Here is a 22,445-nt window from a genome sequence, read left to right as displayed (position 1 = left end):
AAACCTCGCTTCGTTTCAAGGATGGGTTCACGCGAATGCGGACCGATTCCTGGCGACGAACGCCTGGACAGACAGCGGCGGCGTGCCGGTGATTGTCTCGACGACATCGTTGGTGCCCGAGAAAATGCCATCGCGGTAGTTCTGCGCGACTTCGACCAGATGCTGCGTAAGGAACGGCGGAAACTTGTAAAGGGTTTCCATCTTGATTCGGAATTCTTCGATGGAAGTCGGCGCGTATTCGATCCGGGTGCCGAGAACCTCGCTCATCGCGGCTGCGATCTCGACATGGTTCATCTCGACGGGGCCGTGGAGCGTGTAGATCTTGCCCTCGTGGCCTGCGGGGTTGGCGAGGAGATGCGCGATGACGCGCCCCTGATCGTCGGAGGCGATCGGCGCGTGACGGCCGTTGCCGAACGGAAATTCGATCTTCCCCGTGGCCCGGATTTCCTTTGCAAAATGCGGATAGACGAGCCAATCGGCAAAGAAGGTGGGGCGCAAATGCGTCGTCGCGACACCCGACCAATCAAAGACCCGTTCGGATACCCAGTGATCCTGTGCTGCGTGGCTCGCCGACTCCCGGCGCGCGGAAATCTGCGACATGTTGACGATCGCCGAGACGCCCGCTTCCTTTGCCGCCTGCGCGAAATAGGCCGCTGCCCCGATGATTCCCGGCGCGATCGGATAAAGGAAATAGGCTGACCGGATGCCTTCCATCGCTGCCCGGATGGCGTCGATGTCGGTAAAGTCCCCCACCGCGATATCGACACCGCGCTGCCTCAGCGCGGCCGCCCGGTCGTCATCCGTGCGCACATAGGCCCGCACGCGTTTGCCCATCTTCAGCAGTTCGTCAATGGCAAAACCTCCGGTCCGTCCGGTGGCACCACTCACAAGAATGTCGGCTTCGTTCATCGCTTCGCTCCGTTCGAAAGTGAGAGCATATGCTCCCTTAAGGCAAAGATAGGAGCATGTGCTCGTATTGTCAAGTTTTTCTGGTTGCGTGCATGCGGAGGAACGCCAGGCGCGATTCAGCCGGCGGCATTGGGGGACGAGCGCACAGCTTGAAATGGCCGAACGGAGTCGGCCGATCTGACGCTGCCGGTTTGATCTGGTCCTATCTTTGACAACCGAGGGGATCGTTGCCTGCCCGCTTCGGCCGAGACGGCGACGACGAGCATCCGTCGTCTGATGGCCGCTCCCGGGTGAATTTCAGGAGGCGGCCGACCCGGCCCGCACGAAGTGATGCTCCACCCTCGTGCGCAGTACGCCCTCGAGCGCGGCCAGTCGTTCGCGCAGTCGAACCGCTTGCCCTTCCGTCATTGCCCCGAGAACGATCTTTTGCTCGAGAACGTCACCGCAGCGGGTGATGGCCCAACGGTCGACCGTGGCGGTTTCACCTTCGAGCACGGCAGCCGCGGTCGAGACGATGCCCGGATTCCGTCTCGACACGAGATGAACCGTATGCGTCAGCGTGAAACCGGGAAGGAAGTTTGACCAGTCTTCACGGACTGTCGGACAGGAGGCAGAGGTAGCTTGACGCATGGTTGCTCCGGATGAGTGGTTATCGAACCGGTGCCAGCCATGCTGCTCCCGTTTCGTTGCCGTAAATCGGCCGCATCGCCTTGGAGGCGTCCACCTTGCCCGGGAGGGCAGGTTGGCGTCGGAGAATCCGACTCTGGATGCTTGATTCCTTACGTTCGACATTCCGAACGTGGATTCATTATACCGAAAAACAAACGTCGAACAAGGGCCCCCGGGAAAGCGCCCCTTCGACCGGGCGGGACCTTCGATCCGGGCCTTGTCCTGCGGCACCCCGGCCCGGCACGACAACCGCCCGGACTAAAACCACACGCTGAACCGCGTCCCCGTGGCCAGCACATCCACCGTCAATTTCCACTGATGGGCCACGGCAATCTCCTTGCAGATTGCCAGCCCGAGGCCGGCACCGTCATACCGTGAATCCGGCGCCCGCCAATACCGGTCGAAGAGCAGCGGGACATGCTCCCGCTGAATGCCCGGCCCCTCGTCGTCGACATGAATCGCCGTATCGAGTACGGTCAGCACGACCACGCCGGCCGCGGGCGATGCGTTGATCGCGTTCTCGAGAATGTTCTTGAGCAGGATGAAGAGCGCCCCGCCATCGGCCCGGATGGGTGACGCGGAGTCGCGCGCTTCGATATGGAGCTTCACCTGCTTCGCATCGGCCTTGCCGGCCAGCAAGCCCACGGCGTCCCGTGCGACTTCGGCACTGTTCACGTCGTCGAAGCTGAAGTTTTGCACTTCGCTGACCTCAGCCAGGTGCAGCAACTGCTTGACCTGCCGAGCCATCAGGTCGATCTCGCGAAGCAGAAGCGCCTTGTGCCGGATGTCGGGCTGCAGCTCGATCTGGCCTCTGACCAGCGTGAGCGGTGTCTGCAGCTCATGCGCGGCGTCGGCCAGAAACCGCTGCTGAACGGCAAAGCCATTCTCGAGTCGCGTCAACGCATCGTTGAACGCATCGATCAGCGGCTTGATCTCGCTCGGAATCCCGTCCGACGACAGTCGCGTCTTCAGGTTGTGCGGCTCGATTCCGCTCGCGGCACGCGATACCTCCCGCAACGGCTTCAACACGTGGCTGATCGTCAGTGGAAGCGTCAGCCCGAAAATGACGGTCGCGATGAGCAGCACATAGCCGACGATCTTCGGGATCGGCTCGATCTTCGACACGACAAGCGCGTCCATCAGCTGCCTGCTTTGCGCAACCTGCACGTAATAATCGACGCCTCCTTTCGACATGCGTCGTGTGGCGACGGCGTATACGTTGCCATCGATCGTGGCGGGCACCACCTTGCCGGCCGCCTTCGCGAGGTCTTCCGTCAGCCACGGCCGGCCCCCGTTCGAAGGCGTCGACGCCAGCAACAGCCGCCCCGTCGAATCGAGCACGCGATACTTCACCTCGCTCGACAAGAGCCGGAACATCAGCGCCGGACGGCCGTCCAATTGCACGGATACCGGACGCCCGGCGGCGTCGAAGTGCAATCCGGTCACGACGTGACCGACGATCTCCATCTGCTGCCGCCGCCCCAGGAACTCCGGATAGCGATCGAGGGCATACACGGCGAGCGCGGACAGCAGCGCCAGGCTGATGGCGAACGCAACGACGTTGGTCATCCACAAGCGCGTCGACAGGCGTCGAATCCAATGATGGAACATGGTCGCTTTCTTACCCTGAAGCTGAAGCGGAAACGAGCACGACGCGGCGAAGCGTCATGCCTCCCGCAGCGCGAAACCGGCACCGCGAATATTGGTCAGCCGCGTCGTTGCGCCGATCGCCGCCAGCTTCTTGCGCAAGCGATGCACGGTCACCTCGAGTGCGTTCGGCGTGACCGCCTCCCCGAGCCCCCACGCGGCATGCTCGAGTATCGAATGCCGTACCGTCCGGCCCGCGGCTTCCATCAGGCACAGCATGACCTGCAACTCGGCCGGCGCAAGCGGTATCGTCCGGTCGCCACAGCACATCGCGCGCTGCGGCGGGTCGACCGTCACATCCGCGAACGATGCGACGAGCGTCGTCAGCAGCGCCGGGCGCCGCATCAGCGTGCGTACACGGGCAACGAGCTCGCTCATTTCGAACGGCTTGGTCACGTAGTCGTCGGCCCCGCTTTCGAGTCCGTCGATGCGGTCATGCAGCGCATCGCGTGCGGTCAGCATCAGGCAAGGCATCATGCGCCCCGCCGCGCGCAGCGTCCGCAAGAACGCCAGGCCATCGCCGTCGGGCAATCCGCGGTCGATGATCAGCAGTGCGTAGTCGGCCCGGTCGACGCCGTAGGCAGCTTCACGGGCATTGCCGAAGCGGTCGGATTCGATTCCCGCTGCGGCCAACGCCTGGCTCAACATGTCGGCAAGGCGCTCATGATCCTCGACAATCGCAACTCTCGGCATCGCCGCTCTCACTTGAACCGGTACATGTAGCCCACTCTTGCTTCGGGAACGAACCGTCTTCCGACGATCGGGCTGTCGGTGATGGCGTCACCGAGGCGCGACACGCCGACGTCCAGAAATATCGTCTGCTGCTTCGTCGGCTGGTAGTCGATACGCGTGCCGGCCGACACGTTCACCGTCGAACCGGCGCTGTAGGCGGCACGTCCCGCACGCGCCTCCGATGGTCGCACGCCGTAATAGTAGTCGACGTATTTGTTGCTCAGCCATTCCGCGCCGACATGCGGCGTGATCGAGAACTGGCCGAAAGCAAACGCCTTCTCGAAGCCGATTTTCGCGCGCTCGCCCTTGTTTCCGCCGAACAGGAAGGTACCCGATAACGTACCGAACCCGGTGCCCCATGACAGTGCAGGTCCGTACCACAATGCGCCCTTGCGATTTTCCATGCCGTTCAGGATCGGGGCATCCGATCCCTTGTATCCGTCGAAAAGCGAGAACTGCCCACGAAGCGCGACACTGACGCCGCTCCAGCTCCCGATTTTCAGATCGGCGGTGGTACCGATGACCTGTACCCATTTGTTGTCGAAATAGACCAGCGGAAACGGCAGCACGCGGGTGCTGTCGCCCCTGTAGGTCGACGGCTCGAAGCCGACGCCGGCACCCAATCCCCAATGCGTCACATTGGTCGCGTTGTTGAGGATGGTCAGCCCCGAATTATCGGCATCGGGCGGGATCATGCCGTCGTCCGCCCAGGCGGAAGCAGACGCAAATGCGAATGAAGCGGCAAGCAGCAGTAACGGACGTTCGCGGCGGAAGGCTGTTTTCACAATCATTTTCCTGGAGTCGACGATCGAAACGGGGGCTACTGTAGGACCAGTCGACTTACCGCTCACTTACCAGGAAAATATCGTCGTGCTGCCAACTCTGCGGCGCATATCGGTGACGGGAAATATCGACGCAGGGCGAGCATGGGCCGCCCCGCGCGCTTGAGGAACGGGCGCCACGCCCCGTCAAAACACCGTATGCAACCCCACCCGCGCCACCGTCTGGCTCGCGGAACTCGATGCCCCGTTCGGATCCAGCACGCCATTGACCTGCGCGTTCGCGCCGTTGTTCGCGCGCTGGTAGTCCGCCGACACGTACACCATCGTCCGCTTCGAGAACAGGTACTGAAGCGCCACGGTGACCTGGTGCGCGTGGTTGTCGTTCACCGCTTCATTGCCCTTCATGTACATGTACTTCGCGCCCAGCACGACATCCGGCCTGACGTGCCACAACCCGCCCGCTTCGGCCATCCACACGCCGGCGTCGTTGAACGAATTGCGCACGGCGGTCATCAGCGCATTCGCCGTGACGACACCGAAGTCGTAGTGCATCCCGACGCCCCAGTTGCGCACGCTGGTGGACGGCACGCCGGGCGCAGGGCCGTATTTCTCGTTCGTGTAGGCCGCACCGATACCGAACGGCCCCGCTTCATAGTTCAGCCCGGCGCTCACCGCATTGTCCGCGCCGACCGACCCGGCCACCCCGCCGAACGCATACATCGCGCCGCCGGAAAAACCCGACACCGTCGGCGAACTGTACTTGACGGAATTCGCGATCGGTTTGCTGCCCGCCGTACGGTCCCAATCGAATGCACCGGTCGGATTGCCTGGAAGCGCGAGACGTTGAAACGGGCCATTGCGAAAGCCGTACAGCCCCGAGATATCCCGTGAAACCGCGTTGTTCCTTGAAAACAGCGAATCGACCATGAAGTCGTACTGATTGCCCAGCGTGATGCTGCCGAACCGGTTGCTGTCGAGGCCGACATACGCATTGCGCCCGAAAATCCCCGTCCCGATGATCGCGCCGTTCGCCATCGAGAACTGGTTCACCAGCGCGAAAATTGCGCGATATCCGCCACCGAGATCTTCCGTGCCGCGAAGGCCGAATAGATTGGGCGCGAATATGCCGTCGTCGAACTTGACGTTCTTTCCGCCGCCCTCGTTGCTGACATAAGACACGCCGGCGTCGATCAGACCGAACATCGTCACGCTGCTCTGCGCCCATGCGCCCTGCGCCACGGCGAGAATCGCCACTGCTCCAAACCTGAGTTTCATTGCGTCTCCGTCTTTCTTATGAAAATGCGAGACCGCCACCTGCTACGTGGCAGGTGCTCGCTCGGTGCTGCACAAGGAATCGCCATCATTCAGGCATCGATTGCCGGACACCTGAAATATGATTAGCTTTACTGATCAAACGACAAGATAGCCGTCGCATTGAACGGCCAGGCTCGCCCTTCATCAAAGCACCAGAATCAAGCGCCTCGATAGACGACCCACGCGGCAGCATCCACCTCGACCGCCACGGCCTCCAGCGCCGATCCCGAGCAAGGCCCGTCGATACACACGCCGTCGTCGAACCGGAACAGCGCGCTGTGATGGGCGCACATCAGCACCTGCGACCGGTAGCAGGAAACGCTGCCCGGCACGAAATCGAGCGGCACCGAGAAGTGCGGGCAACGATTCACATAAGCCCACACGTGCTCGCCCCGCCTCACGACGATCACGGGACGCCCGATACATGCTTCATCGACGACCCGCGCGCCGCCGTCGGGCACATCGGAAAACCGGCAGAGTTGTCGGGCTTCCATGAGTCACACCCGCTGCTCGGGGTTGCCGAGGCTCCAGTCCCACGGACGCACTTCCACGTGCGAGAACAACCCCTCCTTCACATACGGATCGTTGCCGATGAACCGCATCACCGCCTGAATGTCATCCGCCTCCACGACGAGCAGCGTGCCGTTCATCGCGTCGCCGTGCGGGTCCAGCGTCGGGCCGCCGAGCCGCACCACCACGCCGTGCTGGTCGGCCGAGCGCAGGTAAGTCCGGTGAATCGGCCGCACGCGATCGCGCACGTCGCGCATACCCGGCTGATCCGTCGCAAACACCGCAAAAAATCTTGCCATGGCGGTCAGCTCCGATCGAGGACGAACGCATGAAGATGCCGCACGACGCGCTGCATCGGCGCACGCAAGCACGGGCTCGGCATGCCGTCGAAGCGGGCGACGACCGGCTCGGCCGGCGTGGCGTCACCGTCATGGTGGTCAAGGCTCATGGTTGTCTCCGTTGGCGCATCCAGCCATTCATTGCGGCGCGCGCCCTTCCCATGCATGCTGAAGCAGCGCGCGAATGGCGTCGCGTTCGATCGGCCGAGGATTCACATACGGATTGCGGCATGCGAGGTCGGCCGCTTCATCGAGGCCGGCCTCCGGCATCCCGAGGTCGGCGAGCGCCGGCGCGATGCCGAGCCGTGCGTTCAGCGCGAACAGCAGCGGGCCCGCTTCGGCCGCGTCGCTCCCGCCCAACGCGCGCGCCACGCGGCGCAGCGCATCGGGCGCGGCAGCGTGGTTGTAGTGCGCGGTATGCGGCAGCATCGCCGCATGGGTCTGCGCGTGCGGCAGGTTGAAGGTGCCGCCGAGCGTGTGGCACAGCTTGTGATGCAGCGCCATGCCGACCGCGCCCAGGCAAGTCCCGGCAAGCCACGCGCCGTACAGCGCACGGCTGCGGGCGTCGCGGTTCGCCGGATCGCGCACGACCACGGGCAGCGCTTCGCCGAGCGCGCGGATCGATTCTTCCGCCATCAGGCTGATCACCGGGTTCGCGTCTTCCGCATAAAGCGCCTCGACGGCATGCGCCATCGCATTGATGCCGGACGCCGCGGAAATGTCCGGCGGCAGCGACAACGTCAGCGACGGGTCGTAGAGCACCGTGCGCGGCAGTACGCGCGCGTCGCGCCCGGTACGCTTCAGCCGGCCTTCCGTGAGCCCGAAGATCGGCGTCATTTCCGAACCCGCGTAAGTCGTCGGCACGGCCAGGATCGGCAGCACCGACTCGAGCGCAATGGCCTTGCCGAGCCCGATTGTCGAGCCGCCGCCGATCGCGACGCAGCAGTCCGCGCCGAGCTCGCCGGCCATCTCGCGCGCCGCGTGTGCAACCTCGACCGGCACGTGCATCACTGCCTGCGCGCAGATGCCGGCCGCACGCTCGCCCAGGATCGCCGCCACCCGCTCGGCGAGCGGCCGCTGCTCGGGCGTGGACAAGATGAGTGCTCGGCGGGCGCCGAGCGTCGACAGCTCGTCCGGCAGCCTGTCGAGCGCGCCCCATTCGAACACCACGCGGGAAGGGGTGCCCTGATAGACGAAGCGATCCATGGCGAACCTCAGCGCTTGAAATGCGGCGGCACGTTGCCGTCGACGTTGACCCACACCGACCGCGCCTCGGTGTAGTCGTGCATCGCCTCGAAGCCCATCTCGCGGCCGTAGCCCGACTTGCCGACACCGCCGAACGGGCTGCCCGGATTGACGCGCTTGTAGCAGTTGATCCAGCACATCCCCGCGTTGATCTGCGACGCCATCTTGTGTGCGCGGGAAAGATCCTTCGTCCAGAGGCCGCTGCCCAGCCCGTATTCGGTTGCGTTCGCAATGGCCAGCGCTTCGTCGTCGCTGCCGAAGCGCAGCACCGTGACGAACGGGCCGAACACTTCCTCCTGCGCGACGCGGTCGGTTGCACTCCTGGCTTCGATGACCGTCGGGCGCACGTAGTAGCCGTCGGCAAGCGCCGGATCCTGCGGCGCGGTGCCGCCGGTGAGCACGCGGCCGCCCTGCTCGCGCGCGACGTCGACGAACGACAGCACGCGCTCGAGGTGCTGCTTCGACGTGAGCGGCCCCATCTCGGTGTCCGCGTCGAGCGGGTTGCCGAGGCGGATCGACGACGCGAGCGCCACGAAGCGTTCGAGGAACGCATCCGCGATGCGCTCATGCAGCACGAGACGCGAGCCGGCGATGCACGCCTGCCCCTGGTTGTGGAAGATTGCCCACGCGGCGCCGTTGATGGCCGCGTCGAGATCGGCATCGTCGAACACGATGTTGGCGCCCTTGCCGCCCAGTTCGAGCTGCACGCGCTTCAGGTTGCCCTGCGACGCTTCGACGATCCGCCGGCCGGTGGCCGTCGATCCCGTGAACGCGATCTTGCCGACGCCCGGATGTTCGGCGAGCCGCTGGCCGGCGGTATGCCCGTAGCCGGGGACGATGTTGACCACACCTGCGGGGAACCCGACCTCGGCCATCAGCTCGACGATGCGCAGCGTCGACAGCGGCGTGATTTCAGACGGCTTGAGCACGACCGTGTTGCCGGCGGCGAGCGCCGGGCCCATCTTCCAGCTCGTGAACATCAGCGGAAAATTCCACGGCACGATCTGGCCGACGACACCGATCGGCGCGCGCTGCACGTAGTTCAGGAAGCCGGTCTCGACAGGAATCACCGAGCCCTGCAGCTTGTCGGCCATGCCGCCGAAGTAGCGGAAGCACGCAGCCGTGCGCGGCACGTCGAGCGCGCGCGAATCGCGGATCGGGTGGCCGGTGTCCAGCGATTCGAGTTGCGCCAGCTCCTCCGCGTTGGCCTCGATCGCGTCGGCCAGACGCAGCAGCAACCGGCCGCGTTCGGCAGCCGGCAGCGCCGACCATTTGGGGAACGCGCGCGTCGCGGCTTCGACCGCCAGGTCGACGTCCGCCGCGGTGGCTGCTGCGATCTTCGTGATGACGGAGCCGTCGTGCGGGTTCAGCACGTCGATCGTGCCGCGGTCGACGGCGTCGACGAAGCGTCCGTCGATGAACAGTTGGGTTTGCATGAATCGTCCTCGGTGTATGGCTTGAAGCGGAAGCGGAAACCGGCGCACCGCTCAGAACGCGATCGGATACGGCGCGAGCTCGCCGCTCTCGTAGCGCTGCGGCAGGTTCGGTGTCGCGTTTTCCCAGACCAGCAGCATCGACCGCTTCGTGGAGTAGCCCTGATGCCGGATGTCGGCGGGCATCGCGCAGATGTCGCCGGCGCGCATCGTCACGCGTGCGCGCGGCGCACCGGTGTTCTTGTCGCCGATGTCCCACACGATTTCGTCGGACAGCTGCAGGAACCATTCGACGCGGTCGTTGCCATGGAACACCGGCAGGATGAATTCCTCGGTGGTCGGGCAGAACAGGCTGCGCCCGCACACCGACGTGACCGACGGATTCCACGTCACGTCCGAACGCGACAGGTACTTGAACAGGTTGAACGCGTGCAGCTCGCCTTCGAAGCCCGGCTCGACATGCACCTCCGGTTCGTCCTGCGCGACGTCGAGGAACGCGCGGTTGACCGGCAGGTCGTCGCGCAGCGGCGAATCGCCTTCGAGGCCCGGCATGCGGCGCGTCGCAATCCGCGTACGCTCGATCGCCGAGCCGTTCTCGCCGTGCTTGCGCCCGAACGCCGTGCCGGTTTCCTCGGGCGCCGCGAACGGATCGAAGCCTTCGTTCGTCCAGTCGTGCAGCATCGCCTTGAAGGTCGCCATGATCGTGGGCGTTTCGAAGGTCTCGGTGTAGTCCACGCCGGCATCCTTCAGGATGCCGTTGAAGGTGCCCGCATACATGTCCACCTTGCCGTAGTGATTGCGCGTGCCGAACACGTGGTCGAAGTTCACCCAGCCGTAGAAGAAGCCCCACGCCACGTCGCGCATCATCGCGCGCAGGAACGCGTCCGCCGGCATCGCGTGCGTGCGGGTCTGGCCTTTCGCGGGCCAGCTGATCTTCACGAAATATTCGTCGCGCTGGAATTCGAATGCGCCGAGCCGGAAGCGGCGGTAGCCGGTAACGGCATCGGCTTCGGTGGCTTGCACCAGATCGGCGGCGAAGCCTGCGGAAGTGTCGAGGGTGTCGAGCGTGGCCATGACGTGTCTCCTGGAAGTGTCGAATGAGGTCGGACGAATCAGTGCAGGCAAATGTCGGCCCACTTCTCCACGGACAGCTCGCCCAGGACGGTCTGCACGAGTGCGACGCCCGGCCGGCTGGCGGTGAAGCGGTATGCACAGCCGGCCGGCAGCAGCGCCTGATGGCCTTGGCGCAATACGACGTAGCCCATCTTGCGGCCGGCCGGTTGCGTGCCGGCGCTGACGGTGCCGCGACTCGATGCAGGCGGCGTATCGAGCTTGATGAATTCGATCCGGACTTCGCCGTCCATCTGGATCACGAATTCATCGTGCGAGCAGGCGAACCACGGCGACTGACCGTCGGTCCGCAGCACTTCGATCACGTATTCGAGGTTCTTGCCGGCGACGACCTTTTCGTAAGGGGCCGACTTCGATGCGACCTCGAAGACATTCGAGAACGCGTAGTGTTGAGCGCTGCCGCTCGTGATTTCGATCTCGCCTTTCCGGTAATGGTCGAGCGAGCCAAAGACGGTATGGAATGCCGTGTCGGTCATTTCTGTCTCCTGAGTTGAACCGCTTGTTGGATTCCACTCTAGGGGCAAGGACCCACCGCAACAAGGCACGGGACGGCGACTACGGCATTTGCGTTTCGCGAATAATCCGCGCGGTTCAACGCACCCAGCCGCGCTCCAGGAGCGGACGATCCCACGGCGATTCGTCGCCGATCGCTTCCGCGAGGAATTCGACCAGCGCCTTCACTTTCAGCGCCTGTCGCTGCGTTGCGGGATAAACCGCGGCAAAGCTCAGCGGCGCGAGCTGGAAATCGGTCAGGATGGGCACCAGCCGGCCGGCGACGAGCGCCTCGCTCGCCACCAGCGTCGGCAGGCACACGACGCCGCCGCCCGACAGCGCGTACTCGCGCAGCAGGTGCACGGAGTTCGAGCGGATCATGCCCGGCAGCTCCATTTCGACGACTTCGTCGCCGCGCGTCATCGTCCAGCGGTTGCGCGACGGATAGCCTGAATACAGCGCGGTGGTGTGCTGCAGCAAGTCGCGTGGATGTTGTGGCGCACCATGCGCGTCGAGGTACGCGGGCGACGCGCAGAAGAGGCGCCTGACGGTGAACAGCCGCCGTTCGATCAGCGACTCGGAGATCGGCGGAAAGATCTGGAACGCGATGTCGAACCCTTCTTCGACAGGGTCCACGACACGGTCATTGACGATGACGTCGAGCTGGATGCCCGGGTAGCGCCGGTTGAATTCCATCAGCGGCGCACCGAAGTGATCGAGCGCGAAACCGGGCAGCATCTGGATGCGCAGCCGGCCGGTCGGCGTCGCACGCAGTTCGCGCATCTGGTCCGTCAGCTCGTTGACGCGCCCCACCACCTCCGCGCACTCGCGATAGAACGCCTCGCCCACTTCGGACAGGCGCACGTGGCGCGTGCTGCGATGGAACAGCGGCGCGTTGACGAACTTCTCGAGCTGCTGGATGCGGTTCGTCACGACCGAGCTGGTCACGCCGAGCTGCCGCGCCGCCTCGGCGAAGCTGCTCGCCTCCGCCACCCTGACGAATGCCTCGATGCTCAGGAACCGGTCCATACCGCGCCCTTTTTCGACAGCGAAACCGGCAGTCTACCCGTGCGGATGACGAGCTGTGTCATGCGGGAGGCGTCTCTCTGTCACCCAATCGATGTCAATCGCCGATGACGCCGGCCCCGCATGCGCGGCCCTTACCGCGATTGCTCGCCCGCCGCGAGTTCCGGTTGCACGGCCACGCGGCGCTGCAGCACGGCCGGCGCGGTTTCCTTCAGCAGCAGGCTGACCACGATGCCCAGCATGACCGCGCACATCGGCAGCCACAGGATGTTCTGGATGCCAAAGTGGGCGGCGACGTAGCCGCCCAGCGCCGGCGCGATGCCGCCGCCGAAGATCTCGCCGACACCGACCACCACGCCGATCGACGTCGACACGAGCCCGATGGGCGCAGCCTCCGTCGCCACCGGGCCGGACAGCAGCGACACCAGCCCGAGCGTGAAGAACGACGCAACGAACAGCACCCCGAACAATGCGAGCGGCTGCGGGCCGAGGCCGCGGAAGAGGTAGAGCATCACGGCCGTTCCCGCGAAACCGACGATGCTCGCGAGGCGGCGGCCGACCAGGTCCGACAGGCCCGGCAACCCGAACTGCCCGAGAAAACCGCCGAAGCCGATCGCGGACACGACGAGGCCCATCTTCTGCGTGCCGAGCGCCAGGTAGTCGGTCAGGTACAGCGGCAGCAGCGCGCCGAGCACGAATACGCCCGTCATTGCACAGCACAATGCGGCCATCGCCACGAGGATGTTGCGGCTCTTGAGCACGTGGCCGAGCGACGCCGGCGCATGCTCCGACGCGACGGCCTTCGTGACCTTCGGCTCACGGATGACGAAGAACATGATCGCGCCGAGGATCAGGCCGGGCACGGCGACGAGCGCAAAGACCCAGCGCCACGACACGAACCCGAGCAGCTGCGTCGCGATGATCGGCGACAGCGCGAGCCCGAACAGCGCGAAGCCGCTTTGCTGCAGGCCGAGGTTCAGCCCGCGCCGCCGCGGGTGCGACGCATCGGCCGTCGCGGCGAAGCTCGTCGGGCAGAACGAGCCTTCGGCCACGCCCATCAGGCCACGAATCGCCATCAGGCCGAGCAGGCCGCCCGCGAGCCCCGAGAAGCCCGACAGCAGCGAGAACGCGACGATGGCCGGAATCAGCACCTTCCTGCGGCCGATCTTGTCGGAGATGCCGCCCATCAGCGCCGCGAAGATACCCCACGACAGGCCGAGCACGCCGATGCAGTTGCCGACGTCCTGCGCGTTCAGGTTGAGGTCCTTCATGATCGAAGGGAACAGCGGCGCGATCAGCCAGCGATCGAGGCCGACCAGCCCGAAGCCGAGCGCCAGCAGCGTGACCGCCTTCCACTCGTATGAGGTATCCCACTCGTTTGCTTTCATGTCCGTCTCCGTGGACACAGGTTCGCCTGCGCGCGCCGCAGCGCCTGCGCATGAGCCAGGTCCGATGGTTTTTGTGTGCGACGCGAATCGCGAGGAAGTGCCGGCTGGCGTTCGGGTTCGACGCGTTGCGTTCAATCAGCCGACGTCACCACGATAGGTGCACGGCTGCCAATCGGGTATGGAACAACCGGCGAACGCGCCATTCGCGAAACGCAAATAATCGCGGGCGGTGGGCGGGAAGGCGTGACGGGAAAGCGCGAAGCGAACGGGCGCGGCGTCGACGCGACGCTCGCTCATGCGTCACGGGGAATTCCCTCATGGACATCGGGGCATCCACGCACGGCGCCATTCACGTCACGCATGCATACGATGAGGCAAACCCTTCACGAACCATGCAAGAAGAAGCCGCCCGCCGGGTAGCGGGAGGCGAAAAAACGGGGGCAAACCAAGATGCATCGGTCGAGCACCCGCGCAATCCTGGTCACTGCCCTTTCCTGCATCACACTGCGCCGCAGTTCGTTCAGACATGAGATAAGTCTCATTCTTCCTTTTTAAATTCAATTTATATCTAAAAAACAAAAACCATCTCCCCTCGATACACCACCATATTCTTATCCATAGCATCTAAATCCATTACCAAACACAAATTCCACACTCCTCACGCAGAAAGTTAAATACAGTATCCGCCCAACAAAAAATCCATCTCAAAATATCAAATCATTTAACACGCCAAACAAGTTTGATATTCTTCACCACGAATTTTCCAGAATCCTCCTTTTTCACTTAAATCCACAATTCCGACCATTCGGAATTGCGGCGAAAGTATCCAGATTGCGGTGATGTCGATAGAAAGTACATTTCGGAATTTCGTGTACGGTCGGATTAGCGGCAACAAGCGGCCTGTCGATCTCCATTTCGGTCTCGCCCAACGCACGGTCGGCCATCTGCTGGCGCTCCATCACGCCGATATTCGCGAAGGGTTGATATCGGGGATCGACGGACAACTGACCTGCGTGTCCACCCACGCGCATCTATCGCCCGCGCTGTTTCTCGGTCTGCCCGTGTCGGTCCGGCTGACGACCGATCGGGGTGGCATACGCGCGATCAATGCGATCGTGCACGACGTGCGAGCCGGTCAATCCGACGGTGAACTGACCGTGTACCAGTTGCACGTGTGCGACGCCCTGTCGCTGATGGACCGCCGCACGAACGTCCGCATGTTCCGATCGTGCAGCATGATCGACATTCTGGCGACGCTGATGAACGAGTGGAAACATCGCGGCCCGGCACTCGCGCAGGCATTCGATTTCGACCTGTCGGCATTGCGGGCCGAACGCTATCCGGTGCGCGAATTGACACGGCAGGTGAACGAGTCCGACGCGCGCTTCATCCGGCGCCTGTTGCGTCGGGATGGCATCACGGTATTTGCGAAAGCCGGACCGATCGGTGGGGCGAGCGGCAAGCCCGACGAACGCCCGGTCCACACGCTCCTGTTTTGCGATGATCCCTATCGCCTGGCGGAAGCGCCGGCCGGCACCCTCCGCATCCATCCACGCGATGCCGGCGTCGAACAACGCGACACGGTGACGCTCTTTGCATGCTGCCAAAGCCTGTCGTCCGGCAAAGTCAGCCGTCCGTCGTGGGACTACAAGAAAGCCCGTGTAGACGAATCCACGACCGTCACCGGCATCGACCAGGGCGAGTCGGGGAACGACCTTGCGCACCTGCTGACCGACGTGGCGATCGACATTCCGCACGTCGGCGATTCGTGGAGCGATCACGATCGCATCACGCGCGACCGGATGCTCGCGCATCAGTTCGAAGCCGTACGCCATGAAGGCATCAGCAGCGTGCGCGACATGCCGGTCGGTCACTGGTTCACGTTGACCGGCGACCCCGAGCTGGATATGAAGCCCGCCGATCATCGCCAGTTCGTCGTCACGTCGGTTCGGCACGATATCTGGAACAACCTGCCGAAGATCCTGGCAGGTCGCGTGAACGGGCTATTCGCGGCAAGCCGTCACCTGGCGCAAGTCGTTCCGCCGGCACCGGCCGATGCATCGGAACGAACGGACACGCGCTATGAGAACAGTTTCACGTGCGTGCGACGCGGCGTGCCGCTCAAGCCTTCCTACGATCCGCGAATCGATGTGCCGCCGGTTCACCTGCTCACCGGCACGATCGTCGGCACACAAGGCGAGGAAGTGTTTTGCGATGAGGCCGGCCGCGTGCGCGTGCAGATTCACGGCTACGACCCGGTCGATCACGCCCACGCACAAGGCGCCGGAACGACCGGCCTGGCCGGCGACAGTGCGCCGATTCGCGTCGGCGCAAGCCTGGCGGGGAAACATTTCGGCGCGCTTTTCCTGCCTCGGGTCGGGATGGAGGTTTTGCTGGGCAGCCTGTCGGGCGATCCGGACCGTCTGGTGATCATCGGGATTTTGAGCAACGGTGCGAACCCGCCCGCGACCTTCAGCGATACCGGTTCGCTACCCGGCAACCGTTACCTGTCCGGGATCAAGACCAAGGAAATCAAGGGCCATCGGTACAACCAGCTTCGCCTGGACGATACGCCGTCGCAAATTTCGGCGCAGTTGGCGAGCGAACATGCGCACTCCCAACTGAATCTCGGCTATCTGACGCAGCCCCGTAACGATGGACACGGGAGCGACCGGGGTGAAGGCGCGGAACTGCGCACCGACGCCGCTGCGGCGTTGCGCGCCGCCCAGGGCATGCTGTTGACGACCTATGCGCGGTCGCATGCGACCGGTGGTCAGCTCGATCGCGATGAGCTGATCCGCTTGCTCGACCAATGCACGGCGTTGTTCGAGTCGCTCGGCGATTACGCCGGCCAGCATGGCGGGCAATCCGCCGACACGGGCGGCCAGGACAACCTCGTCAGCGCATTCCGTCACTGGAAACCCGGCGGTTCGGAATCCCGTGCCACGGGTGACGCATCCGCGTTCATGGCGTTCGGCGCGCAAGCGGGGTCGCTGAACGTCACGCCGAAAACGCACGTCATGTATGCGGTCGAGAACATCGATCAGATTGCGCAACAACACATGCAGATCACGAGCGGCGAGCGGATCAATCTGCATGCCGGGCATGGCGTCGCGATGTTCGCGCACAGCAACGGCGTATCGGCGATCGCGAATCAGGGGAAAGTGGCCATTCAATCGCAGAACGACGACACGCAGATCGAGTCCGGAAAAAACATTCGGTTGACTGCCGCTGCCGGCAAGCTTGCCGGCACGGCAAGCGACGAAGTCGTATTCGTCACGTCCGGCGGCGCGTATCTCAAGCTGCATGGCGGCGATATCGAACTGGGATGCCCCGGCAAGTTCACCGTGAAATCGAACGGTCATGCATGGGATGGCCCCGCAAGCATGAGCGTCGACTTGCCGACATTCGATCAACGTACGCTCGGCCGCGTCCCGAAGCTGGTCCGCCCAACGGACGGTAACGCGGCACCGGGGTTCGAAGGACAGGTTCGAACGACATCGGGAACGCTGTCGGATTTGACGACCGACATGGCCGGGGAACTGCCTGAGATCGATACCGACCGGTTCGAGAGGCTGGCGGTGCAGTTCACCAAGAAGAATGTTTAACGCAAGCGCAGGAGTCCGGATGATTGATTCATCTCTCGATCCTCGGCCGGAAGAGGACGCGCGCACCGACGAGCGCGCCGCGAAGGCAGATATGCCCGACGCGGCTGCGCCGCGCCCGGAGCCACCTCAGATCATCGTCGGCCGGAGCGACGGCGTCTCGATGTGGACGAAAGGCACTCGGCTGATCTGCATCAAGCAACTTCCGTTACCCGGTATCGTCATCTTCGTGCATGGGGTGAACTCCGAAGGCGAATGGTTCGAGGCCGCCGAGCAAGGATTGTGCGACGGCCTGAATCGCCGGCTCGGGCGGCTGGACGATCAACTCAAGTATCGCGGCATCGATGCCGGGCAACTGGTGCCCGCGAAGTACACGGAAAGCGTGACGCCGGACGGGTTTCTGAATCCGAAGCTCTGGGCCGGCGACTACATCAAGCCCGATCCGTCGTTTTCACCGGTCATTCATTTCCGGTGGGGCTATCGGGCGACAGCCGAGGAACTCAAGGAATACGGCGACAAGATTTTCCTGAACGAGAAGGACTATTGGGGCGGCGGTCCGTTCACGGACGGCTGTGCAAGCTTGCCCGATCTCTGGCAAGGCGGCCTCGACGACCGGGCGGCCGGCTGGATAACCGTGCAGGGCATCAATCCGACCAATCGGCCGCTGTATCGCGCGCCGCCCCGCGCGTATGGCGTGCTCGCGGCGTTGCGCCTTGCGAAGTTGATCGAGTCGATCCGCCGCATGCAGGCCGACGTGCCGATTACTGTCGTGTGCCATAGCCAGGGCAACATCGTGGGCCTGACGGCGGCGTTCTTCGGCGACGCGCTACCGGATGTCGAAGATCCGTGGGGGCGTAGCGGGCATTGCGTGGCAGACGCCTACGTGCTGGCGAATGCGCCGTATAGGCTTGCGCGTGCAGATGGTCCGAATCCATCCGATACGTTCATGGATACGTGGTCGCAACGCGCGACCAAGGACGGCGATGGCCGTCGCGGACGGCAGACCTACGCCGCCCGCACGAAAACGTTCGGCAAGTTTCTGTCGATCATCGGCACGCGGAAGGCCTATGAACTTTCCGCCGACAAGATCGATGAAGACATGGCCAACGAGCGAGTATCGCCGACCAGCAAGCGGTCGTATGCGGCACACGAGGATCGGGTTCGCCACGGCCTGAACGGATCGACGTATGGTCGCGTCACCGCGTATTGCTGTCCGCACGATCAGGTGATTTCGGCGATCACGGTTCAAGGCATCGGCTGGCGCGGCATCGACAAGCACGAACTGAACGATATCGGCGTCCCCGGCGTGCTGACGCAGCGCGTCTTTGCCTCCGGCTTCCACGTCGGCGTGCAGGAGCAATATCGGTATTGGGAAGATGACTGGCGGCATGTACAGAAGGGAGCGACGTCGGGATTCTGGTATCCGCCTTCACCGCCTGCCAAATTCAATCTCATCGGTGCACTCAAGGGAAACGAGTCCGTGTTCGGGGTGGCGGCCACGCTTGCATCTGCGCCGATCATGTTTTTCGTGACCCAGATCAGCTCGGCATTGAATATGTTCCGCGTGAACGCCAATCCGCCGGAGGGTTGGACCGTGGTGGCGGACGCTCCGACACTCGACGAACCGTTCCCACCGAAGGCGTGGCGGTTCGGCAAGCCCATCGAAACGAAGGACGGCAATGCGACAAGCGACTTCAACGAAGGCAACGATCCGCCGGCTGCGTGGCGCGACGCAAGCAAGAGCGAGGCAGACAAGCGCGCGGACGATCCGTACGACCAGTACAACGCGAAGAACGACGATAGCGTCGCGCAAGGTACTGCGGAAAGCGAAGCCGGACAGCGTTATGAGGACCGCGCGTTGATGCGGATGGAGGCGCGGCGAACGCTGAATACGGAATGGCTCGATGGTGATGGCCACGTGATCGGCGAGGACGGCAAGAGCGAAATGCCGGAGGGCTACAAGGAGTGGCGCGACAAGCAGATTGTCGACTGGCTCGATCGTGGTTCGACCAACAGCCCGACGAATCATTCCACGACGATGACTAATCCGGAGCATGCGGAAAAGGCGCTTTCGTACGATGTGGCGATTGGGGTTTGCTATTTGACGCCCGAGCAACTCTATGACTTGCGGATTGAGGCGGATTGGCGGATGGGGGACGGGATTCCTCTAGATATTCCGAACAAGACGTATGCCGACTACTTTGCATCGGGCACTCTCTATAGAACGCCTCTTCAAGAATGGATACATGCAGATAAAAGCGAAGGCAAGATGCCGAGCGCGATCGTGGATGAGCGTGAAGGTCAGCTTTATTTGAAGGTCGGGGGTGCCGTATGAAGATGCTGATCGCTACATGGCCGCGACGTGTCGCCGTCGCCGTTTCGACATGGTTGATCGCAACCGTGCTCATGGCCTCGCTGATGACGCACGTAGAACAACCTGACCCGGCCCATTTGGAAATAGGAGATTGGATGAAGCGATTCGTTGTCGTGCCCGGCTTGGCTGCACTCATGGTGTTTCTGTTCACCACCGTCCTAATGCGTCCAGCACGGGCCACGCCTGTCCGGGAGCATGCCACGCTAACCGCCGATGAGCCGGCAAAGCCGTTCGTCGCGCAGGTTGTTGGCCTGATGTGGTTGAATCCCTTGCAACGTATGGACTACCCCACCCAATGGCAATTATTGTGGACACAGGGACTGGCCGCGCCAAACAAGACCGACGATATGGTTCGCACCGATGCGAAATCCTTTACTACCTTGCAGTCTGTAGCGGGGATCGCATACGGCAACGACGGCAAGGAGACGATCAAGGGCTTCTACGCCAAGTACGTGGACAAGTTCATCTTGCTGGTGCGTACCAGATATTTTAGTAACGCGAAGTACTTCTACAATGTGGGATCCCAAAGCCAGCAGAACTGGCGTGAACTCGCTGGTATACACGTCGAAGTTGCCATTCCACCCCGACTTGATCTGGCCTTTGCCAAGTCACGCGTGGTCGATCGGATGATGAATTTCTTCGAAATCGGCCCGCCGTCACCCAAGACGCTTTGGAGCCGCGACACGCCCCCCGACGTGCAAATCACCCAAGGCGGCGCAAACGCAGGCTTTACATCGCTGAACAAGGCACTGGACTACTTGCAGGCGAACCCCGACAAGAGCGTCTGGGTAGTGAACTGGGACGCGCCCAACTTCCCGCCCACGGATGCACAGATCAACGAGAACCTTGTCGTACTGTTCCTCGCCGGCCCAACCTTCAACACCGAGCGTGAACCGCTCGCGTGGATCGGCAAGGCCGCAACCGGCAACACGCTCGATTTTCCGCGGAAAGTCGGCACGACGCGCCCCGTGCAGGCGTGGAAGGCGACCATCGACCAAGCGGCGCGCAACGCCGGCATCGCGGCGCCCGACATCAACTACATCGTCCACGACGCCGGTAAAGGCAGTGACGCATCGTCGGCACGTCTTGCCGCCCTCGCGCAGACCTTGACCGAAATCCTTCCCGAATACGACTACCGTAAACAGACCTTCAACACGGCCGCCCTGCTCGGCGACATGGGAACCGGCAGCGCATTGACCGACGTTGCACTCGCCATCGGCCGAATCAATCACTTCGGCGGCAACGCCCTGGTTGCCGGCACGACCGATCCAGAGCATCCCGTCGCGGTTGTCGTCCTACCGCCATCGAAGCTCACGACGATCGATCCCGACAAGGACTGGTTCCGCGCACGCGGCGGCAACAATGCCTATCTGCCGTGGTGGGGCCGCCGACACGATACAAATTACGGCATGCAAGGCTATTCGTGGTGATGCACACCGACAAGGCAGCGCGTTACATGTGAACGTAGCTGTTGTATCGATCAGCAGGAGATGGGATGAAACGATTTGTAGTTGTACTTAGTTTTGTGGCACTTGTGGTGTTTCTGTTCCCGACGGCCATGATGCGCTCGGCGCACTCCGCACCTGCCGCTGAACCAATAGCGAACGCAGTTCCCTCCGTCGAAGAGCCGGTGAAGCCATTCGTTTCCCAGGTCGTCGGACTCATTTGGTTGAATCCGTTGCAACGCATGGACTATCCAACCGAATGGCAATTGCTGTGGACGCAAGGACTCGCGTCTCCGAACAAGAACGACGACATGGTGCGGACTGATCCGAAGTCCTTTACGACGCTCCAGTCGGTAGCAGGTATTGCATACGGAAACGAAGGCACAGAAACATTCAAGGGTTTCTATAGCAAGTACATGACCAAGTTCCCGCTACTGCTTCACTCACGCTACGCGAGCAACGCGAAATACTTCTACACGGTCAAACCTGACGATAAAAAGAACTGGCGCGAGTTGGCTGGCATCCGTGTCGAGCTTGCGATTCCGGAACGACTCGACGCGGCCGAATCGCAAAACTACTTGCAGGACTCGATTCGAAGGACGTTTTCGATCGGGAATCGGTATTTTCCAACGATGTGGAGCCGCAACACGCTCCCCGACGTACAAGTCGCACAGGGCGGCCCCAACACCGGCTTCACATCCCTGAACAACGCACTGGACTACTTGCAGGCGAACCCCGACAAGAGCGTCTGGGTAGTGAACTGGGACGCGCCCAACTTCCCGCCCACGGATGCACAGATCAACGAGAACCTCGTCGTGCTGTTCCTCGCCGGCCCGAACTTCAACACGCAACGCGAACCGCTCGCCTGGATCGGCAAAGCCGCAATGGGCAACACGAAAGAGTTTTCACCGAAGGTCGGCACGACTCGCGCCGTGCAGGCATGGAAGGCAACCATCGACCAGGCGGCACGCAATGCCGGCGTCGCGGTTCCAGACCTCAAGTACATCGTCCACGACGCAGGTGCAGGCAGCGACACCGCGTCGTCCCGCGTTGCCGCGCTCGCACAGACGTTGACGGAAACGCTTCCGGAATACGACCACCAGAAGCAGACGTTCAACACGGCTGCACTACTCGGCGACATGGGAACCGGAAGCGCATTGACCGACGTTGCACTCGCCATCGGCCGGATCAATCACTTCGGCGGCAACGCACTCGTCGCAGGCACGACCGATCCCGAGCATCCCGTCGCGGTCGTCGTCCGGCCACCATCGAAGCTCACGCCCATCGATCCCGACAAGGACTGGTTCCGCGCACGCGGCGGCAACAACGCCTACCTGCCGTGGTGGGGCCGCCGACACGATACCGATTACGGCATGCAGGGTTACTCGTGGTGATGCAAACCGAC

General features: G+C 63.0%; 21 protein-coding genes and 1 riboswitch. Of the genes, 4 read left to right on the top strand and 17 right to left on the bottom strand.

Annotated elements, in window-relative coordinates; all coding sequences use genetic code 11:
- Positions 1-27: 27 nt before the first annotated feature.
- The 17 genes from FFS49_RS19545 to FFS49_RS42620 form a co-directional block, all read right to left on the bottom strand.
- On the bottom strand, positions 28-909 hold the full coding sequence (locus tag FFS49_RS19545) for an NmrA family NAD(P)-binding protein (RefSeq protein WP_071333228.1): 882 nt from the start codon (positions 907-909) through the stop codon (positions 28-30).
- Between the two features lie 297 nt (positions 910-1,206).
- A complete protein-coding gene (locus FFS49_RS42030) occupies positions 1,207-1,539 on the bottom strand; it encodes a hypothetical protein (RefSeq protein ID WP_171026792.1) in 333 nt (110 codons plus the stop codon).
- A gap of 42 nt (positions 1,540-1,581) precedes the next feature.
- A riboswitch (SAM-I-IV-variant riboswitch) is annotated at positions 1,582-1,685 on the bottom strand.
- A 151-nt stretch (positions 1,686-1,836) separates the two neighbouring features.
- Positions 1,837-3,189, bottom strand: a complete 1,353-nt coding sequence (locus FFS49_RS19535; protein ID WP_105817347.1) for an ATP-binding protein — start codon at positions 3,187-3,189, stop codon at positions 1,837-1,839.
- A 54-nt stretch (positions 3,190-3,243) separates the two neighbouring features.
- Positions 3,244-3,918 carry a response regulator transcription factor gene (locus FFS49_RS19530; RefSeq protein ID WP_105817348.1) on the bottom strand — a complete coding sequence of 225 codons (675 nt, stop codon included), beginning with the start codon at positions 3,916-3,918 and terminating at the stop codon, positions 3,244-3,246.
- 8 nt (positions 3,919-3,926) lie between these two features.
- Positions 3,927-4,742: a MipA/OmpV family protein gene (locus tag FFS49_RS19525; RefSeq protein ID WP_105817426.1), complete on the bottom strand. Its 816-nt coding sequence runs from the start codon at positions 4,740-4,742 to the stop codon at positions 3,927-3,929.
- Between the two features lie 183 nt (positions 4,743-4,925).
- Positions 4,926-6,014, bottom strand: coding sequence for a porin (locus FFS49_RS19520; RefSeq protein WP_105817349.1), 1,089 nt, complete (start codon positions 6,012-6,014; stop codon positions 4,926-4,928).
- Positions 6,015-6,211: 197 nt separating this feature from the next.
- The gene (locus FFS49_RS19515) at positions 6,212-6,547 is read right to left on the bottom strand and encodes a Rieske 2Fe-2S domain-containing protein (protein ID WP_039354117.1); all 336 of its coding nucleotides are present in this window, start codon (positions 6,545-6,547) and stop codon (positions 6,212-6,214) included.
- A gap of 3 nt (positions 6,548-6,550) precedes the next feature.
- A complete protein-coding gene (locus tag FFS49_RS19510; protein WP_039354114.1) occupies positions 6,551-6,862 on the bottom strand; it encodes a YciI family protein in 312 nt (103 codons plus the stop codon).
- 5 nt (positions 6,863-6,867) lie between these two features.
- Positions 6,868-7,011 carry a hypothetical protein gene (locus FFS49_RS42025; RefSeq protein ID WP_171026791.1) on the bottom strand — a complete coding sequence of 48 codons (144 nt, stop codon included), beginning with the start codon at positions 7,009-7,011 and terminating at the stop codon, positions 6,868-6,870.
- A 28-nt stretch (positions 7,012-7,039) separates the two neighbouring features.
- Complete coding sequence (locus FFS49_RS19505) at positions 7,040-8,107, bottom strand: maleylacetate reductase (protein WP_039354104.1); 1,068 nt, start codon at positions 8,105-8,107, stop codon at positions 7,040-7,042.
- A gap of 8 nt (positions 8,108-8,115) precedes the next feature.
- Complete coding sequence (locus FFS49_RS19500) at positions 8,116-9,582, bottom strand: aldehyde dehydrogenase family protein (RefSeq protein ID WP_105817350.1); 1,467 nt, start codon at positions 9,580-9,582, stop codon at positions 8,116-8,118.
- 51 nt (positions 9,583-9,633) lie between these two features.
- Complete coding sequence (locus FFS49_RS19495) at positions 9,634-10,653, bottom strand: hydroxyquinol 1,2-dioxygenase (RefSeq protein ID WP_046549159.1); 1,020 nt, start codon at positions 10,651-10,653, stop codon at positions 9,634-9,636.
- Between the two features lie 38 nt (positions 10,654-10,691).
- A complete protein-coding gene (locus tag FFS49_RS19490) occupies positions 10,692-11,186 on the bottom strand; it encodes a hypothetical protein (protein WP_039354096.1) in 495 nt (164 codons plus the stop codon).
- Positions 11,187-11,301: 115 nt separating this feature from the next.
- Positions 11,302-12,231: a LysR family transcriptional regulator gene (locus FFS49_RS19485; protein ID WP_105817351.1), complete on the bottom strand. Its 930-nt coding sequence runs from the start codon at positions 12,229-12,231 to the stop codon at positions 11,302-11,304.
- A gap of 131 nt (positions 12,232-12,362) precedes the next feature.
- Positions 12,363-13,616 carry an MFS transporter gene (locus FFS49_RS19480; RefSeq protein WP_039354091.1) on the bottom strand — a complete coding sequence of 418 codons (1,254 nt, stop codon included), beginning with the start codon at positions 13,614-13,616 and terminating at the stop codon, positions 12,363-12,365.
- Positions 13,617-13,751: 135 nt separating this feature from the next.
- Positions 13,752-13,913, bottom strand: a complete 162-nt coding sequence (locus FFS49_RS42020) for a hypothetical protein (RefSeq protein WP_171026790.1) — start codon at positions 13,911-13,913, stop codon at positions 13,752-13,754.
- Between the two features lie 482 nt (positions 13,914-14,395).
- Positions 14,396-14,620: a hypothetical protein gene (locus FFS49_RS42620; RefSeq protein WP_224755725.1), complete on the bottom strand. Its 225-nt coding sequence runs from the start codon at positions 14,618-14,620 to the stop codon at positions 14,396-14,398.
- Between FFS49_RS42620 and FFS49_RS19475 the strand changes: the two genes are divergently transcribed.
- The 4 genes from FFS49_RS19475 (at position 14,561) to FFS49_RS19460 (ending at position 22,434) form a co-directional block, all read left to right on the top strand.
- A complete protein-coding gene (locus FFS49_RS19475; RefSeq protein WP_226285460.1) occupies positions 14,561-17,224 on the top strand; it encodes a type VI secretion system Vgr family protein in 2,664 nt (887 codons plus the stop codon). The two genes, FFS49_RS42620 and FFS49_RS19475, sit on opposite strands and share 60 nt — an antisense overlap.
- 91 nt (positions 17,225-17,315) lie before the next feature.
- Positions 17,316-19,556 (top strand): hypothetical protein, encoded by a 2,241-nt coding sequence (locus tag FFS49_RS19470; RefSeq protein ID WP_105817427.1) that lies wholly within the window; start codon positions 17,316-17,318, stop codon positions 19,554-19,556.
- Positions 19,553-21,025, top strand: coding sequence for a virulence factor (locus tag FFS49_RS19465; protein ID WP_171026789.1), 1,473 nt, complete (start codon positions 19,553-19,555; stop codon positions 21,023-21,025). The genes FFS49_RS19470 and FFS49_RS19465 overlap by 4 nt, the downstream gene beginning before the upstream one ends.
- Before the next feature lie 38 nt (positions 21,026-21,063).
- Positions 21,064-22,434 (top strand): virulence factor, encoded by a 1,371-nt coding sequence (locus FFS49_RS19460; RefSeq protein ID WP_224755721.1) that lies wholly within the window; start codon positions 21,064-21,066, stop codon positions 22,432-22,434.
- The last annotated feature ends 11 nt before the right edge of the window (positions 22,435-22,445 follow it).

The organism is Burkholderia sp. 4NA327C6, from assembly GCF_005502655.1.
GTDB classification, from domain to species: Bacteria; Pseudomonadota; Gammaproteobacteria; order Burkholderiales; family Burkholderiaceae; genus Burkholderia; species Burkholderia contaminans.
Note: the sequence above shows the minus strand (reverse complement) of the source record. Positions and strands in the feature narration are given on the sequence as shown.